Raw genomic sequence first — 16,314 nt, 5'->3', positions numbered from 1 at the left:
GAAGCATGAACGGATACAGCTTCACCTTTGCCGGATTACAGCTTGAGGCGCTCCGCTCGGGCGCGCTTTGGTGGGAGGCCGAGAGCGTGCTCTGCGTGTCGGATCTGCATCTTGGCAAGTCTGAACGAATGGCCCGCCGCGGCGGCCCCATGCTGCCGCCCTACGAGGTGCGGGACACGCTGATCAGGCTTGAGGACGATCTGACAGCGAAGGCCCCGCAGACGGTGATTTGCCTGGGCGACAGTTTCGATGACCTTGCCGCCGCAGATGCGCTGAGCGACGAGATGACCGCGTGGCTTGCAACGCTGATGGCCGGGCGCCGCTGGATCTGGATCGAAGGAAATCACGATGCAGGCCCGGTCGGTCTGGGCGGCACCCATCTCAGCAGTTTCCGGGCCGGCCCGCTCAGCTTTCGCCATATCGCGGAGCCGGGTGAAAAGCACGAGATTTCAGGCCATTACCATCCTAAGGCCAAGGTACTGACCAGGGCACGGAATGTCACACGACCCTGTTTTCTGACTGACGAGACGCGGGTGATAATGCCCGCCTATGGCACCTATACCGGCGGGCTGCACAGCCATGATGCAGCGCTGGCCGGGTTGATGAGCCCCGGGGCCACCGCGATCCTGCTGAGCGATCCGCCTGTCCGCGTTCCGATGCCCCGCTAGAACCGGGTGTCACCACCGGGCAAGTCTTGCTGATAGGCCTGGCTGACCGGCAGGCGGCGGCCGCAGGGCAGCACCGCGAAGACCCGCCTGCCGCGCTGTTCCACCCGCGATACGGCGTGCCGCGCCACCCAGTGGGATCGGTGGATGCGAACACCGTCATAGCCGTCCAGCTCGGCCAGCGCGTCGGAAAACCGCATCAGGATACGGTCCTTTCCGTCACGGGTAAAAACCTCCAGATAATGGCCGTCTGCCTTGATATGCATAAGCTCGTTGCCCAGTTCCCGGGGCAGGCGGCGCAGAAACGGCACTTCCTCCTCGGGCTTTGCCGCCCCGGCTTCCTGCTCCGGAACGGGGCGCGGCACGGCTTCCCCTTCCTCCTCTTCATCGTCCTGCAGATAAAGCCGGATCAGGACAACGACCATACACACCACAAGGACCACCGACATGTGCCAGCCGATACCTGGCAGATCGTCGGCCGGGATCTCGTAGACATATCGGTTATAGGCCCAGACCGCCGGTCCGAGAAACAGCCCCATGATCGCACTGCTGGCCATGTCCACGGCAAATCGGCTTCCGGTGAGCCTTTTGGCCACCCATGCCTTGGCCAGGCGCGCAAGCAGGATCGACGCTCCGATCAGGCCGCCCCAATATACCGCCCGCTCTGTCACCGACATGGAAACATAGGTGCCGAACGGCCCGACCATCGTCGCCAGAAGGCTTGCCGCAAGCCACCCGGATGTGACCGGCGAGCGGACAACCCGAATGGCCAGATGACGGAGATCGCAATTGTCGGTTTGCATCTTCCCCCGGTTCAGTATGCGTGTGGCGCGGCTCCTATCCCAACGCGAGAAAGTTATGATAAACCATGATTTCGATAAGTGTAGATCGGATATACACAAAGGCGTGATAATTTATGCGAGACCGAATTGCGAAAAGCTTTCATAAGCAAGGGTTTATGCGCAGCCTCGATGCGCGGATCGACTCCGTCACGGCGGGCCGGGTCACGCTCTCGGTGCCCGTCGTCCCGGCGACGTCGCAGCAGCACGGGTTTGCCCATGCCGGGCTGACCTTCGCGCTTGGCGACAGCGCCTCGGGCTATGCGGCATTGAGCCAGATGCCCGAAGGCAGCGAGGTGATGACCGTCGAGATGAAGATCAATCTGATCGCGCCCGCCGACGGGGTGCGCCTCTGGGCCCATGGGGAGGTTGTGAAACCGGGGCGCCGGCTGGTGATCACACGCTGCACCGTGGAGGTCGAGCGCGCCGATGGCAGCCGCCGGGACGTGGCCCTGTTGCAGGGCACGATGATCCCGGTCTGAGCGTGTTTCGCCGGGGCCGCCGGCGTCGCTTCGGCGCGGCCCCCGGCAACCCCCTGATCAGGCGGTCAGCCCCTGCGGCTCCGGCAGGCCATGTGCGCGGCAGCAGGCGGTGACCGTGTTGGCCAGAAGACACGCGATGGTCATCGGGCCAACGCCGCCGGGCACCGGCGTGATGGCACCCGCAACCTGCGCCGCAGCGGCAAAGTCCACATCCCCGACGAGCTTGGTTTTATCAGGGTTATCAGGGTGTTGGATGCGGTTCATCCCCACATCTATCACCGTCGCGCCGGGTTTGACCCAATCGCCCTGAACCATTTCCGGGCGCCCGACCGCAACCACCAGAATATCCGCGCCCCGACATATGCGGGCGAGATCCTTCGTCCGTGAATGGGCGATGGTCACGGTGCAATTATCGGCCAGCAAAAGCTGGGCCATAGGCTTGCCGACGATGTTGGAGCGGCCCAGAACCACCGCGTTCAGCCCCGACAGCGATCCGTGGTGATCGCGCAGCATCATCAGGCAACCGAGCGGCGTGCAGGGCACCATGGATTTCTGTCCCGTGCCCAACAGCCCCACATTGGAGATATGAAAGCCGTCGACGTCCTTGGCGGGGTTTATCCTGTTGATAACCTTGGAGCTATCCACATGATCAGGCAGCGGTAACTGCACCAGAATGCCATGTACTTTCGGATCGGCGTTCAACCGGTCGACAAGACGGAGGATATCTTCCTCGGAGGTTGCCGCATCCAGTTTATGTTCGAAACCGGCCATGCCGGCCTCAACGGTTTGCTTGCCCTTGTTGCGCACATAAACCTGACTGGCCGGGTCCTCGCCCACAAGGACCACGGCAAGACCGGGCACCATGTCATGGTCGGATTTCAGCCGCGCCACATGGGCCGCGACCTTTTCCCGAATCTGCGCGGCGAAGGCTTTTCCGTCGATGATTTTGGCCGTCATGGGGCGTGTCCTTTGCTGCTGCGTCGTCGGGGTCAGGTATATCAATGGTAGATCAATTTGCCACTGCGCCCGACCTCAGAACAGGCCCTCGATATCGCCCGCCTCGTTCAGCATGATCGCCTCGGCGGAGGGCACGCGGGGCAGGCCTGGCATGGTCATGATCTCGCCGCAGATCGCCACGATGAAGCCGGCCCCCGCCGACAGCCGCACCTCCCGCACCGGGATCGTGAAGCCCGTGGGCGCGCCCCGTGCGCCGGGATCGGTGGTGAAGGAATACTGCGTCTTGGCCATGCAGACCGGCAGGTGGCCATAGCCCGCCTCTTCCCAGGCCGTCAGCTGGTCGCGGATCCTAGCGTCCGCCACCACGCCATCCGCGTGATAGATGGCGGTCGCGATGGTCTCGATCTTCTCGAACAGCGGCATGTCGTCGGGATAGATCGGCGCGAAATCGGCGCCGCCCTCGTCGATGATGTCCACGACCTTGCGGGCCAGCGCCTCGGTTCCGGCGGAGCCCTCGGCCCAGTGCTTGCACAGGACGGCCTCGGAGCCCTGCGTGGCGACATAGCTCTGCACCGCCTGCACCTCGGCCTCCGTGTCGCCCGCGAAATGGTTGATCGCGACGACGACCGGCACCCCGAAGGATTTGACGTTGCCGATATGGCGGCCCAGATTGGCGCAGCCCGCCTCCACCGCGGCCACATTTTCCGCGCCCAGATCGGCCTTGGCGACACCGCCATTCATCTTCATCGCCCGCACGGTGGCCACGATCACCACGGCGTCGGGCGCAATGCCCGCCTTGCGGCACTTGATGTTCATGAATTTCTCGGCGCCCAGATCGGCGCCGAAACCGGCCTCCGTCACGACATAATCGGCCAGCTTCAGCGCGGTGGTGGTGGCGATGACCGAATTGCAGCCATGGGCGATATTGGCGAACGGGCCGCCATGAACGAAGGCGGGGTTGTTTTCCAGCGTCTGGACCAGATTGGGCTGCATCGCGTCCTTGAGAAGGACGGTCATGGCGCCATCGGCCTTGATGTCGCGGGCGTAGATCGGTTTGCGGTCCCGCGTATAGGCGACGATGATGTCACCGAGCCGCTTCTGAAGGTCGTCGAGACCGGTGGCGAGGCACAGGATCGCCATGACCTCAGAGGCGACAGTGATGTCGAACCCGGTCTGGCGCGGGAACCCGTTGGCCACCCCGCCGAGGGAGGTGACCATGTCGCGCAGCGCGCGGTCGTTCATGTCGAGCACGCGGCGCCAGACCACGCGCCGCTGGTCGATCTCCAGCGCATTGCCCCAGTAGATATGATTGTCGATCATCGCCGACAGCAGGTTGTGGGCCGATGTGATCGCGTGAAAATCGCCCGTGAAATGGAGGTTCATCTCCTCCATCGGCACGACCTGGGCATATCCGCCGCCCGCGGCACCGCCCTTCATTCCGAAACAGGGCCCGAGCGAGGCCTCGCGGATGCAGATGGCCGCGTTCTTGCCGATCCGGTTCAGACCGTCGCCAAGCCCGACGGTGGTGGTGGTCTTGCCCTCGCCTGCCGGCGTCGGATTGATCGCCGTCACGAGGATGAGTTTGCCGTTCCGGCGGCCCTGCACACCATCGATGAAGCTCTGGCTCAGCTTGGCCTTGTCATGGCCGTAGGGGAGCAGATCCTCGGACGGGATGCCCAGTTTGCCGCCGATCTCCTGGATCGGGCGCTTGGTGGCTTCGCGGGCAATCTCGATGTCGGTTTTGAAGGCCATGATATGGGGTTCCTGCGGCGATAGAGGGTGGTCTCCCCTCGCCTATAGCGCCTCAGTTTCGGGTGCATAGGGGCATTTCCGACATTTTCGCCCCTCGCGCCGTCAGAATGCGGGCGGCGGCGCGCCCACACGCGGAGCCGTCGGAGATTTCTTTGAACCTTTTCGCGGCTCAGCCGTTCTAACAGTATCGAATGAAGGAGAAATACGATGTCAGCTCCGATGATCCTGTTGCAGGCCGGTTTCGCAGCCGGCATGATGCTTGGCCTGACCGTGGCACTTCTGGCCTAGGAGGTGTGGGCGCCGCGCGCGGCCTCCAGATGCGGCCAGACCGGCTGGTCCGGCACATGCAGGCGCAACGCTTCGCCCAGATCGAGCCGCCCCTCCCGCTCCACCCAGGCCGTGATGCCGCGCCGATGTGCTGCGGCCCGTTTGAACGCCTTTCCAAAACCCGGCCGGGCTGCCTCGATCACCTTCGCGGGGAGAGAGCAGGGGCGGTTTTCCATATCCACCGTCAATGTCGTGCCGCGTTCGCCCTGCAGGCGGGAGGATGGCGGGATATGGGTGAAATCCGGGATCCCCTCCACAAGGACCGAGGCGCCGAGCCATGACGGCTCAAGCCGGTCCAGCCCCATATCCGCCGCGATGGCGGCCAGATCCTCCGCCGACAGAATGGACAGCTGGCGCGTATTCCTGATCTCGGTGCCGCGCGGATACTGCGCCACCACCCGGCTGTCCGACCGCCGGGTGAGGCCTGCATGGCTCTCACCCTCATAACCTGCAAAACTCAGGTCCATATGAGTCAGCGACCGTGTCTCAAGTGCGGCATCCCGGTCGGCGTTATGGCCGAGCCAGACGATCCGGCCGACGAAATCGGTGGGGACGAGGGCCGGCATGGGCAGCTCCTTGACGGTTTGGATGGCAGGCGGGACCGGCAGGCAGGATATGCAGAAGACCGGATATGGGACAAGGCGGGTTCGGTGCGGCCCGCGCGGCGGCGAAGGCCGGATATCGGCGCGCAGCAGATGCCAGAGCGCAAAGAAAGACCCCGGCGCGGATGCCGGGGTCTTTTTCGTTTCGAAGAGCATGGCAACGTCTGGATCAGGCCGTGGGCTCGGGCTCCATATCGCCCGATGGCTTGGGTTTCGGCTTGGTCTTCGGGATCGCCGTGATCGACGCGGTGCCGCCGGTCTCGTGGTCGTCGTCATCCTCGCCCCGGTTGAGCGGCTCACCGGCGATGACCCTGGTGATTTCCGACCCGGTCAGCGTTTCGTATTCCAACAGGCCTTGCGCCAGCCGTTCCAGATCGTCGCGCTTTTCGGTGAGGATACGCTTGGCGGTCTCATAGCCTTCATCCACCAGCGCCTTGACCTTGTCGTCGATGATCTTCTGGGTCGCGGCGGAGTGGCTTGAGCCGCCGCCATAAGCGCCCAGATAGGACTGCTGTTCATTGGCATAATCGATATAGCCGAGTTCCTCGGCATAGCCGAATTGCGTCACCATCGCGCGGGCGATCTTGGAAACCTGCTGGATGTCCGAAGCCGCGCCTGAGGTCACGTTGTCCTTGCCGAAGACCAGTTCCTCGGCCACGCGCCCGCCCATCGCCATGGCGATCTTGGAGGTGTATTTGCGGTAGCTGACGGAAAGCTGATCCCGCTCGGGGAGCGACAGAACCAAACCCAATGCGCGGCCGCGCGGAATGATCGTGGCCTTGTGGATCGGGTCGTGATCGGGCACGTTCAGTCCGACGATGGCATGGCCGGCCTCATGATAGGCGGTCAGCTTCTTTTCATCCTCGGACATGACCATCGATCGGCGTTCCGCGCCCATCATGACCTTGTCCTTGGCGCTTTCGAAATCCTCCATCGTCACGAAGCGGCGCCCGAAACGCGCGGCCATCAGCGCGGATTCGTTGACGAGGTTGGCCAGATCCGCACCCGAGAAACCGGGCGTGCCGCGAGCGATGATGCGCAGATCGACGTCCGGGCCCAGCGGCACCTTGCGGGCGTGGACGCCGAGGATCTTCTCGCGGCCCTTGATATCGGGGTTGGGCACCTGCACCTGGCGGTCGAAGCGGCCGGGGCGCAGCAGCGCTGGGTCGAGCACGTCGGGGCGGTTGGTGGCGGCCACGATGATGATACCCTCATTCGCCTCGAACCCGTCCATCTCGACCAGAAGCTGGTTCAGCGTCTGTTCGCGTTCGTCATTGCCGCCGCCATAGCCCACGCCACGGGAGCGGCCGACCGCGTCGATCTCGTCGATGAAGACGATGCAGGGCGCGTTTTTCTTGGCCTGTTCGAACATGTCGCGCACACGGGAGGCGCCGACACCCACGAACATCTCCACGAAGTCGGAGCCAGAGATGGTGAAGAAGGGCACGCCCGCCTCCCCCGCGATGGCGCGGGCCAGAAGCGTCTTACCGGTGCCCGGGGGGCCCACCAGAAGCGCACCCTTGGGGATCTTGCCGCCGAGGCGGGAGAACTTCTGCGGGTTGCGGAGGAACTCGACGATCTCCTCAAGCTCTTCCTTCGCCTCGTCGATGCCAGCCACGTCATCGAAGGTTACGCGACCGGATTTCTCGGTCAGCAGCTTGGCCTTCGATTTGCCGAAGCCCATCGCGCCACCGCGCCCTCCGCCCTGCATCCGGTTCATGAAGAAGATCCAGATACCGATCAGGACCAGAACCGGCAACCAGAGCGAAAGGACGCTGAGGAACCCCGACTGCTCCTGCGGCCGCGCCTCGATCCGGACGTCATTGGCCAGAAGCGTTTCGGTCAGATCGGTGCCATCGGGCCGCACGGTGGAATAAGTGCCATCGCCGGTGGTGAACTGGACGTTTTCGCCGTCGATCGTGACCGAGGTGACGGCCCCGTTCTCGACCTCCTGAATGAAGTCGGAATACGCTACGCCACGCTGGTTCACATTGGACTGGCCGCCGCTGAACAGATTGAAGAGCGCGAGGATCAACAGAAACAGGATGACCCAGAAAGCGATATTTCTCGCGTTGCCCAACAGAATTCTCCTTACATCAGCGCGCCAAACAGGGGGGCGGACAGACTGCGCCCGGCACGTCCCCGTAAGATAGACATGCTCGGGCCAACTTCAATGCGATAATATGGTGCGATGAAAGCGCGCCTGCGGTGCATAGCTGGCCTGACAGAGCGGTGCGTGCCAAAGCTCGGGCGCCGCCACGAGGCTCTCGCCGCTCCAGATCCCGGGATAGGAGGTAAGCGCCGCATGGGGCAGCGTGGCCGGACGGTCGATCTTGCTGGCTCCGTCGGGTCCCAGCGCGCGGATCGTGCAGCCCTGAAGCCGCGCGCCCCGCGCCTGCCAGCGATTGTCCCAGAGCGCCGTACCGTCGGCGGGCGTTTCCAGCCCCGCGACCGCGGCATGTTCGCGAACCACGAATATATGGGATGCGGTGGCCACGACCTGCCCGCCATGCAGCGTGGCGCCCCGCCCCGCCAGCGCGTCGTCAAGCGCGGTTTCCAGCGTTTTCAGGCGCGGACGATAGGGTGCCGAGGACAGGCGCGACAGTCCGTGCGCCATGAGACGAAGCTGGGTTTCGCGTTCGGTCGCGGCAAAATCCGGGCGCGCCAGTGCGATCACGCCGGGCAGGGGTTCGGTCGCGATCCGCGCTGCGGTTTCCGCGCAGCGGGCCTCCAGCGCCGTGCGGGCGCGGGCAAGCTGCCGGGCGGTCTCGGCCAACCGGTCGGTGGTCAGGCCGAGCGGGCCAAGCAGGTCGAGCGCCTGACGCATCCGCACCCGGTCAAATCGCGGGTCGTCATTGCCGGGATCGTCGCGCCAGCCGAGGCCGCGGGCCTTGAGCATGTCGCGCAGGGCCTTGCGGCGCTCGGCCAGGAGCGGGCGCAGGAAGGGGATGCCCTGATCCCGCGTGGTCTCTGCCATGGCGGACAGACCATCGACGCCGGAGCCGCGGGCCAGGCGCATCAGGAAGGTTTCGGCCAGATCGTCCCGGGTATGCCCCAACAGAATCGCGGAGATCTCCGGCCTTTCGGCGCGCGCCCAATCGGCCATGAGGCGATAGCGGGCGGCGCGGGCGCGGGCCTGAAGGTTCCCCTGCCCGTCCCAGCCCCGCCACGACAGCGTGACATGGGCCGCGCCGAGATCTTGCGCCCGGGCGGCGACCCAGGCGGCCTCTTCCGCGCTTTCGGCCCGCAGGCCGTGATCGACGGTGATCGCCTGCACCTCCGGGGGGGTGGGCTGCGCCCTTGCCCAGTCGGCGGCAAGGGTCAGGAGCGCCAGCGAGTCGCTGCCGCCGGAAACCGCAACCCCGATGCACCGGCCGGGCCGACCCGCCAGAAGCCGCTCAAGCGTGGCGGCGAACCGGGTTTCGATGCTCAAGTGCAGCCAAGGCCGGCCATGGCGGAGCGCGCGTCGAACACCGATTGAGAGGTCGGATAGCGAAGTTCGACCTCCGCCAGGGTCAGGCAGGCCTCTTCCGTCTGGCCGAGCTGGCCGAGGCTGGTGCCCAGTTTCGTAAGGCTTTCGGGCGCGCGGGGGGCATCGGGCGCACCGGAAAAACTATCGAGATAGGCCCGAGCGGCCTCGCTCCAGTTGCTCTGGGCCGCTTCCGCCTCGCCCCGGAGGAAATGCGCCTCCGCGCTCAGGGGACCGCCGGGATAGGTTTGGGTGAAGGCGGCGAAAAGCTGTGCCGCTTCGGCATAGTTGCCGGCGTCATAAGCCGCCTGCGCACGGTCGAAATCCGATTGCTCGCCCACCGCAAGCGCCGCGCCGCCGCCCGTGCCGCCGCCGGGTGCCGGGAGAGGGGCCGCGACCGGGCCTGCCCCGGTCAGCGGTTCCCCGCCAAGGCTGGGGGTATCGCCCAGATCGGCGATGTCGCAATCGGTCTCAAGCTCGCACAGACGGAACTCCAGATCGCCCACCCGGTTGGTGCCATCGCTGACGACCCGGTCGATCCTGAGCTGCATCTCTTCGGTCAGGCTGGTCAGGCGGCGCAACTCCGCCTCGATCCCATCGACGCGCTGCAGCGTATCGCCTGACGCGCCGCTGCCGAGAGGCGCCCCGGTGGTGTTCAACTCCCCCCGCAGCCGTTGCAGCTCCACATAGAGAACGGAAAGCTCCTGCCGGATATCGGCGAGGGTCTGATCCCTGTCCTGCGCCATGGCGGCCATGGGCAGGCTCAGGGTTGCCGCGAGGGCGACACACAGGGCGAACGGGCGCAGCATACTCATTCAGACCCCGGCGCCGCCGCCGGCCGCGATCACGCTGACCGCGCGGCGGTTCTGACGATAACAGCTTTCATCGGAGCAGATTTCGATCGGACGTTCCTTGCCGTAGCTGATCGTCCGGAGCCGGTTGGCCGCAACGCCGCGGCTGATCAGGTATTCCTCCACCGCGCTGGCCCGGCGGGCGCCGAGGGCAAGGTTGTATTCGCGGGTACCCTGCTCATCCGCGTGGCCTTCGATCAGAACGGTGTATTCGGTGTTTGTCAGCAGCCACTGGGCCTGCCCGTCCAGAGTTGCCCGGGCGTCGGGCGCAAGAGTGGATTGATCGACGGCGAACAGGACGCGGTCGCCCACGGTCTGGTTGAAATAGGCCGGCGATGTCGGATCGAACGCCCCCTGCCCCGCGCCGTTCAATGCGCCGGCGGTGTTACCGCCAAGCCCGCCCTGGGCACAGGCCGAGAGGCCAAGGACCGCAACCAGAAGGGCGGATTTCATCAGGATATTCATGGTGCTCATTCCTCGGTTCAGGGTGTGTTTTGCCGCGCAGCGTAACATGGGTGCGGCTTCATGCAAATCACAAGGGGGCCAGATCGGGAATCAGCAAAGATTTCCTTGCTGACGGGGCGCTCGCCGGATCTGGGCAGGACGGCCTGAGGCGCCCGCGGGGGACGCAGGGACAGGTTCGGTCAGGGAGATGGCGCACTTGGACGGGCGCGGCGCGAAATTGCGCCGCTGCGACAGACCGGCAGCACCGTCCGAAAGACGGATGATTTCGCCATGGCTGTTTTGCCCCGGCTTTGGCGGATATCGGCCAGAAAGCTAGGCGTATTCGGGAAAGCCCAACCGCTGAAGCGCAGCCTGAGCGGCATTGCGAACCGCCTCATCGGCGGACATCAATTGCTCGTTCAACTGCCGCATGATCACACTCAAGGTCTTGGAACTGGTGTGATCGTTGATGAATTCGGCAACATGATCACTGGACAGTTTGAGAATGTCCTCAGTGCTTGGCACATGCATCGCGCAACTCCGTTGTTGTCATGTAAGGCCGTTTCCCCACCGGAAAGGGTAATGCACACCTTCGATTCGGGCGACTCCAAAGTAACAGCTTTGCGACGCCACGCCGCAGCGCAGCATCGGGCGGCGCGATCCGCGCTTGCAAGCCAAACCCATTGCCCAATACCATCGCCGCGAAACATCTCAAGGGAGAGACGCATGTTCCACCGTTTCAAGATGACCGGCGCAATCCTTGCCCTTACGGCAAGCGGGGCGTTGGCGCAGCAGACCGACATCACCATCGGGATGCAGCTGGAACCGCCCAACCTGGACCCGACGGGCGGCGCCGCCGCCGCCATCGACGAGGTGGTTTATGCCAATGTCTTCGAGGGGCTGACGCGCTTTGCCTCCGATGGGTCGGTGGTGCCGGGACTGGCCGAGACATGGGAGATTTCCGAGGACGGGCTGACCTATACGTTTTCGCTGCGTGACGGGGTGATGTTCCATGACGGCAGCAGCTTCACCGCCGAGGATGTCGTCTTCTCCCTCGATCGCGCGCGGGCCGAGGACACCACGAATGCGCAGGCCGCGCTGTTCGCGGGGATCGAGAGCGTCGAGGCGGTTGACGACACCACCGTGGTGCTGCGCCTGAGCGCGCAGAACGGGGCGCTGCTCTTCAACCTGGCCTGGGGCGATGCGGTGATCGTCGCCCCAGAAAGTGCCGGGACGAATGCCACCGATCCGGTCGGCACCGGCCCCTTCGTCTTTGCCGACTGGGTTCAGGGCGACCGGGTGGAGCTGACCCGCAACCCCGATTACTGGGGCGAGGCTCCGGCGCTAGAGGCCGCGACCTTCCGCTTCATTTCCGACCCGAACGCCGCCTTTGCCGCGCTGATGGCCGGGGATGTGGATGCCTTCCCGGTCTTTCCCGCGCCCGAAACGCTTGGCCAGTTCGAAGCCGATCCCCGGTTCTCCGTCATCGTCGGGTCGACCGAGGGAGAAACCATTCTGGCGATGAACAACCAGTCCGCGCCGCTGGACGATGTCCGCGTGCGTCAGGCGATATCCCACGCGATCAACCGGCAGGACATCATCGACGGTGCGATGTTCGGCTATGGTACGCCCATCGGCACCCATTTCGCACCGCATCACCCGGATTACGTCGATCTGACCGGGCAATCCGCCTTCGACCCCGAGACCGCCCGCGCGCTGCTGGCGGAGGCCGGTGTCTCCGATCTGACGCTTCGTCTGGCGCTGCCGCCCCCATCCTATGCGCGCCGGGGCGGCGAGATCATCGCGGCCCAGCTTCGCGAGGTGGGAATCGAGACCGAGATCAGCAATCTGGAATGGGCGCAATGGCTGGAACAGGTGTTCCGGGGCAAGGATTTCGATCTGACCATCGTCAGCCATACCGAACCCATGGATATCGGGATCTATGCCCGGCCTGATTACTACTTCCAGTATGACAACCCGGGGTTTCAGGATCTCATGAACACGCTGACACTGACCGCCGATCCGGCGGAACGCTCCGAGCTGCTGCGCTCGGCTCAGGAGATGATCGCCGACGATTACGTCAATGGCTATCTGTTCCAGCTTGCGAAAACCGGCGTGGCAAACGCCAATATCGAAGGTCTGTGGGAAAACTCCCCGACACAGGCCAATGATCTGAGCGGCGTCCGCTGGAGGCAATAGGCCCCGCGCGACACAATCGGAAAACACGCCCCGGGCGGCACAGCCCGGGGCGTGTTTGACGCCTGCCACATCGGCGCCCCGGGGCCGGGCCGGCGCGGAGCGCGGCCGGGCCACACCGTCTAGAAAGTGACCGAACCCTGTTCCCCGGCATCGGGTTTCTGATCGGTCAGGTTCGCTTTGGCGATCTCGTAGAGGAACTTCACGCCGCTGGTGGGTGTCACCGAGATTTCGGCGCTATCCGGCGTGAATTGCAGCAGACAGACATCCGGATCGTGCTGCCCGCCCTCAAACCAGGCATCGGCGACGAAGCTCCAGACCTCATCCAGCGCCTCACGGTCGGTGGAGCGGCTCAACCGGCCCTCCACATCCGCGTAGAGACCCGTTTTCGCGTCCGCCACGACGAATTGCGCGGGCTGCTCACCGGCTTCGACGGATTTGGCGAGATCAGTGCCCTTGGCGGTGATGAACCAGATGTGCCCGGGCATGTCGTCGTCGACCTGCGGCGACATGGCGACCAGCCGGCCCTGCCCCCTGACCCCCAACATCCCGGCCCGGACATCTTCCATACGGTTCCAGAATTCGTGCTTCAGATCGCTCATTGCTTGTGTCCTGTCCTGAGGGGTGTGTCACCTCTCAACCAGAACAGGGCGGATTTGTTCCCCGCCCGGCGATTGCGCCGAACGGAAAACCGGGGGAGCCGCTGCAGTTTCCGGGGCGGCTCAACCCAGCCCGTAATACCCCAGAACCTTGTTGTACCATTTGCCTTCGATCCGGTCGCCCATCTCATGCAGTTCCGGGCTGCTGTCGACGGTGCTTTCCGGGCAGCTCAGCGTGATCCGGGGTGTCGACCAGTCGATATCGGCGACCATGCCCACCGGGATCACCCGCTGATGTTCCATATCCGTCGGACCCGCATGGATCACCAGCATGGCGATATGCCAGCCGTCGGTGTCGACGATCACATCCATCAGGCTGCCGGCCAGCTTGTCGCTGCCCATCACGTCGGCATCCAGCAATCTGCCCACCCGGTGCAGATCGGCGCTGCTGCGGGCATCGGCCAGTTCGCATTCGGCCTGGCTCAGCATCCCGGGCTCGACCTCGGCATCTTCGGGCGCACGGGCCGCCACGACCTCGCCGGCCTCCACATCGGCGGCGGCAACCTTCACCGGCCAGACGCCCTCGGCCACATCCGGTTGCTCGAAAACCGTGATCCGCATCGCGCATTTCTGCCGCTCGAACCAACTGCCGATATCAACGACCACATGGGTGACCCTGTGGTCCTTGCCCACGAACAGATCGGTGACGTTGTGACGGCTCTCATCCGACGCGACCGCATCGAGCGATTTCAAATCTTTCAGTCTGATCAGCATGGTGTTTCCTATCTGCCCTGTTCATGAACAGGTGTAGCTTTTCCACCAGTGCAACAAAAGACCCCCCGCCACGGAACGCAGCGAGGGGTCGGCCGTCATCGGAAATGGCTACATATCGCCGTCGATGGCAAAGAACATCGTTTCACCGGAATGGTCATCGACCCCATCATTGTCAGTGGACACCCACATGGTTCCGTCCGCCATGATCGCCAGCCCCTCGACCTTGTCGAGCACGAAACCGCCCGTGGAGGTCAGATACGGAATGAGATCGACCACCGGCTCCGGCGTCACCACCGGCAGATCGCCGCCGAGCGCCGCGGGCTGCATCTGGGCCAGCGGAATACGCGTGATCCGCTTGGTCACCGCCGCCGCACCGATCTGGTTGTCACGCTCGATGACATAGACATGCTCTCCATGGGCCACGATCTCGCTGAGACCGACCCAACCGGTCGCGGGCTCGGTCAACGGATAGAGAACCGCACCCCATTCCTCGGTTTCCAGATTGTAGGAAACCAGCTTGGTGTGATTTTCCGGGTCATCGGCCCAGGGCCGCTGCACCGCCATCCACAGGATGTCGCCGACCCGGGTGATGCCTTCGAACCCGAACCGGCGTTCCACCGCCTGCAATTCGGAGGGCAGTGGCACGTAATCCGCGATCTCACCATCGGCCCCGACATGGTAGAGCGCATGGGGCACAAGCCGGTCGGTCCGCCCTTCCGATGCGATCCAGAAGCCGCCTTCACCGTCCAGCGCGATGCCTTCCATATCCAGCAACTGCGCCGGCTGGCCGGCCCGGGTCACCCGGATCGCATCGACGATCTGCGCCGGACGTTCCGAGGGGTCGATCACGAAGATCGACGGCTGCATCGCATAAAAGCTGTCATTGACCGCGTAGATCAGGCCATCGTCGCCCGCGACCTGCCCGGAAATCGCGCCCCATCCGGTCAGCTCCGCCATGTTGGCCGAACTCAGATGCGGATAGCTGGCCGGGGCATCCTGATATTCGAACAGCATCACATGGGCGCGCGCGGCCCCGTCTTCGAGACCATCCACCTCGTTCGCGGACACAAGCAGGTTGCGTTCGGGAATGGTGACATACCCCTCCGGCCCGATGCCCGAGGGCAGAAGCTGCGTCAGCACCGGACTGGCGGGGTCGCTTACATCGTAGACGCCCACGATCGAGGCGCGTTCGGCGCCCACGAAAACCATCGACGTGCCGCCGAATGCGGCAAAGGTCACGCTCTCGGGCTCGACGCCCTTGTTGCCCGAGCGGCGCTCGGGGTAGTGGCCGATCTGGATGATCGCCTCCTCGAATGAGGTGCCGCTTTCGTAGACCACGTCGCCGGTCTGGCTGAAGATCGTCCACCCGCGGGATCCGCCATCCATGTCGCCCTCGTTGGCGGTGGCGAAATGGGTGTCGTCGATCCATGCGACCGCATCGGGTTCGCGGACCCGCCCCGGCTGACGCCCGTCATAGACGAAAGCGCCTTCCTCTTCCACGTCGATCCCGTCCAGATCGACGGCCCCGGCGGAGAAATGGCTCAGCACCGCGCCGTTACGGTCCAGCACAACCATGTGGTTGTTTTCCTGAAGCGTGACGACCACCTCGCCCTCGCCGTTGATCGAGACATACTCCGGCTCCGGATCCTCGGGGGCGACCTCCGCCAGGCCTGTGATATCGGCCACGCGGAGCGTGTCGCAGGCGATCAGCCCGTCGGGCGTGAGATCCACCATGACGACCGATCCGGCCGGCATCTGGCCCACGCGGCCGTCGCCCAGATCCTCGTCCCGCTCGTTTTCGATCGCTACGGCAAGGAAGGACGCATCCGGCGCAATCGCCACGGAGTCGGGCTGCCCCGGCAGGTCGCAGCGGCCAAGCTCGCGCCGGTCGGTGACGTCAATCTCGACGAGATAGCCCGACGGCTCGGTATAGCTTTCAGAGGTGTTCACACCGGCCAGCGCATAATTGCCCACCACCGCGACGGAGGTTGGCTCGCCATCCAGTTCGATGATCCCGGCAGGCATCGGCGCGGCGGGGTCGGTGATGTCGATGAACCCCAGCGCTTCCAGCGGGCTGTCGGTATAGACCAGCGTCATCCCGTCGCCGGTTGCCGCAATGATCTCGGCGGAGGTTTCCGCGGCCTCAGGGCTGTTTTCGGAAATCGCGAACGAGGCGATACGGTTGAAATTCATGTCTGCCAATGCGGGACCCGCCATAAGCGCAAGCGCCGATGTCAGGGTCAGAAAACGCGTGGTCATGCAGAAGGCTCCCCAAGTTGCTGTGACGGATCCTCCTCGCGCGGTCGCATGACCCTGACGTAACGGAAATGTATCGGTTTCATGAAATGCCGGGCACA

General features: G+C 64.5%; 15 protein-coding genes. 3 read left to right on the top strand and 12 right to left on the bottom strand.

Features of this window, described 5'->3' with window-relative positions:
- Nucleotides 1-5 precede the first annotated feature (5 nt).
- Nucleotides 6-668: a ligase-associated DNA damage response endonuclease PdeM gene (gene pdeM, locus D9R08_RS03710; RefSeq protein WP_121896838.1), complete on the top strand. Its 663-nt coding sequence runs from the start codon at nucleotides 6-8 to the stop codon at nucleotides 666-668.
- Here pdeM and D9R08_RS03705 read toward each other — a convergent pair.
- Nucleotides 665-1,468 (bottom strand): LytTR family transcriptional regulator DNA-binding domain-containing protein, encoded by an 804-nt coding sequence (locus D9R08_RS03705; RefSeq protein ID WP_121896615.1) that lies wholly within the window; start codon nucleotides 1,466-1,468, stop codon nucleotides 665-667. The two genes, pdeM and D9R08_RS03705, sit on opposite strands and share 4 nt — an antisense overlap.
- Before the next feature lie 155 nt (nucleotides 1,469-1,623).
- Here D9R08_RS03705 and D9R08_RS03700 point away from each other — a divergent pair, with 155 nt between their 5' ends.
- Entirely contained in the window at nucleotides 1,624-1,986 is a 363-nt protein-coding gene (locus tag D9R08_RS03700; protein WP_233557205.1) for a PaaI family thioesterase, read from the top strand.
- A gap of 57 nt (nucleotides 1,987-2,043) precedes the next feature.
- Here the strand turns inward: D9R08_RS03700 and folD are convergent, their stop codons facing one another.
- From folD to D9R08_RS03660, 8 genes are all read right to left on the bottom strand, one after another.
- Nucleotides 2,044-2,943 (bottom strand): bifunctional methylenetetrahydrofolate dehydrogenase/methenyltetrahydrofolate cyclohydrolase FolD, encoded by a 900-nt coding sequence (gene folD, locus D9R08_RS03695; RefSeq protein WP_121896613.1) that lies wholly within the window; start codon nucleotides 2,941-2,943, stop codon nucleotides 2,044-2,046.
- 75 nt (nucleotides 2,944-3,018) lie between these two features.
- Complete coding sequence (locus D9R08_RS03690; RefSeq protein ID WP_121896612.1) at nucleotides 3,019-4,695, bottom strand: formate--tetrahydrofolate ligase; 1,677 nt, start codon at nucleotides 4,693-4,695, stop codon at nucleotides 3,019-3,021.
- 284 nt (nucleotides 4,696-4,979) lie between these two features.
- Nucleotides 4,980-5,588: an MOSC domain-containing protein gene (locus D9R08_RS03685; RefSeq protein WP_121896837.1), complete on the bottom strand. Its 609-nt coding sequence runs from the start codon at nucleotides 5,586-5,588 to the stop codon at nucleotides 4,980-4,982.
- A 205-nt stretch (nucleotides 5,589-5,793) separates the two neighbouring features.
- The gene (ftsH, locus tag D9R08_RS03680; protein ID WP_121896611.1) at nucleotides 5,794-7,704 is read right to left on the bottom strand and encodes an ATP-dependent zinc metalloprotease FtsH; all 1,911 of its coding nucleotides are present in this window, start codon (nucleotides 7,702-7,704) and stop codon (nucleotides 5,794-5,796) included.
- 90 nt (nucleotides 7,705-7,794) lie between these two features.
- Entirely contained in the window at nucleotides 7,795-9,057 is a 1,263-nt protein-coding gene (gene tilS, locus D9R08_RS03675) for a tRNA lysidine(34) synthetase TilS (protein ID WP_158598919.1), read from the bottom strand.
- Nucleotides 9,054-9,908 carry a tol-pal system protein YbgF gene (gene ybgF / locus D9R08_RS03670; RefSeq protein WP_325048857.1) on the bottom strand — a complete coding sequence of 285 codons (855 nt, stop codon included), beginning with the start codon at nucleotides 9,906-9,908 and terminating at the stop codon, nucleotides 9,054-9,056. Before ybgF ends, tilS begins: the two co-directional genes overlap by 4 nt.
- Entirely contained in the window at nucleotides 9,909-10,409 is a 501-nt protein-coding gene (gene pal / locus D9R08_RS03665) for a peptidoglycan-associated lipoprotein Pal (RefSeq protein ID WP_121896608.1), read from the bottom strand.
- Between the two features lie 312 nt (nucleotides 10,410-10,721).
- Nucleotides 10,722-10,919 (bottom strand): hypothetical protein, encoded by a 198-nt coding sequence (locus D9R08_RS03660; protein WP_121896607.1) that lies wholly within the window; start codon nucleotides 10,917-10,919, stop codon nucleotides 10,722-10,724.
- A gap of 195 nt (nucleotides 10,920-11,114) precedes the next feature.
- Here D9R08_RS03660 and D9R08_RS03655 point away from each other — a divergent pair, with 195 nt between their 5' ends.
- Complete coding sequence (locus D9R08_RS03655; protein WP_121896606.1) at nucleotides 11,115-12,587, top strand: ABC transporter substrate-binding protein; 1,473 nt, start codon at nucleotides 11,115-11,117, stop codon at nucleotides 12,585-12,587.
- Between the two features lie 119 nt (nucleotides 12,588-12,706).
- On the opposite strand, the gene D9R08_RS03650 is transcribed toward D9R08_RS03655, so the two are convergent.
- From D9R08_RS03650 to D9R08_RS03640, 3 genes are all read right to left on the bottom strand, one after another.
- A complete protein-coding gene (locus D9R08_RS03650; protein ID WP_121896605.1) occupies nucleotides 12,707-13,186 on the bottom strand; it encodes a pyridoxamine 5'-phosphate oxidase family protein in 480 nt (159 codons plus the stop codon).
- Between the two features lie 120 nt (nucleotides 13,187-13,306).
- The gene (locus D9R08_RS03645) at nucleotides 13,307-13,957 is read right to left on the bottom strand and encodes a hypothetical protein (protein WP_121896604.1); all 651 of its coding nucleotides are present in this window, start codon (nucleotides 13,955-13,957) and stop codon (nucleotides 13,307-13,309) included.
- Nucleotides 13,958-14,065: 108 nt separating this feature from the next.
- Nucleotides 14,066-16,216, bottom strand: coding sequence for an esterase-like activity of phytase family protein (locus D9R08_RS03640; RefSeq protein ID WP_121896603.1), 2,151 nt, complete (start codon nucleotides 16,214-16,216; stop codon nucleotides 14,066-14,068).
- Nucleotides 16,217-16,314: the final 98 nt, after the last annotated feature.

This window comes from Rhodophyticola porphyridii, assembly GCF_003688285.1.
GTDB classification, from domain to species: Bacteria; Pseudomonadota; Alphaproteobacteria; order Rhodobacterales; family Rhodobacteraceae; genus Rhodophyticola; species Rhodophyticola porphyridii.
The sequence above is the reverse complement of the archived record's forward strand: the minus strand, read 5'-3'. Positions and strand labels throughout refer to the sequence as shown.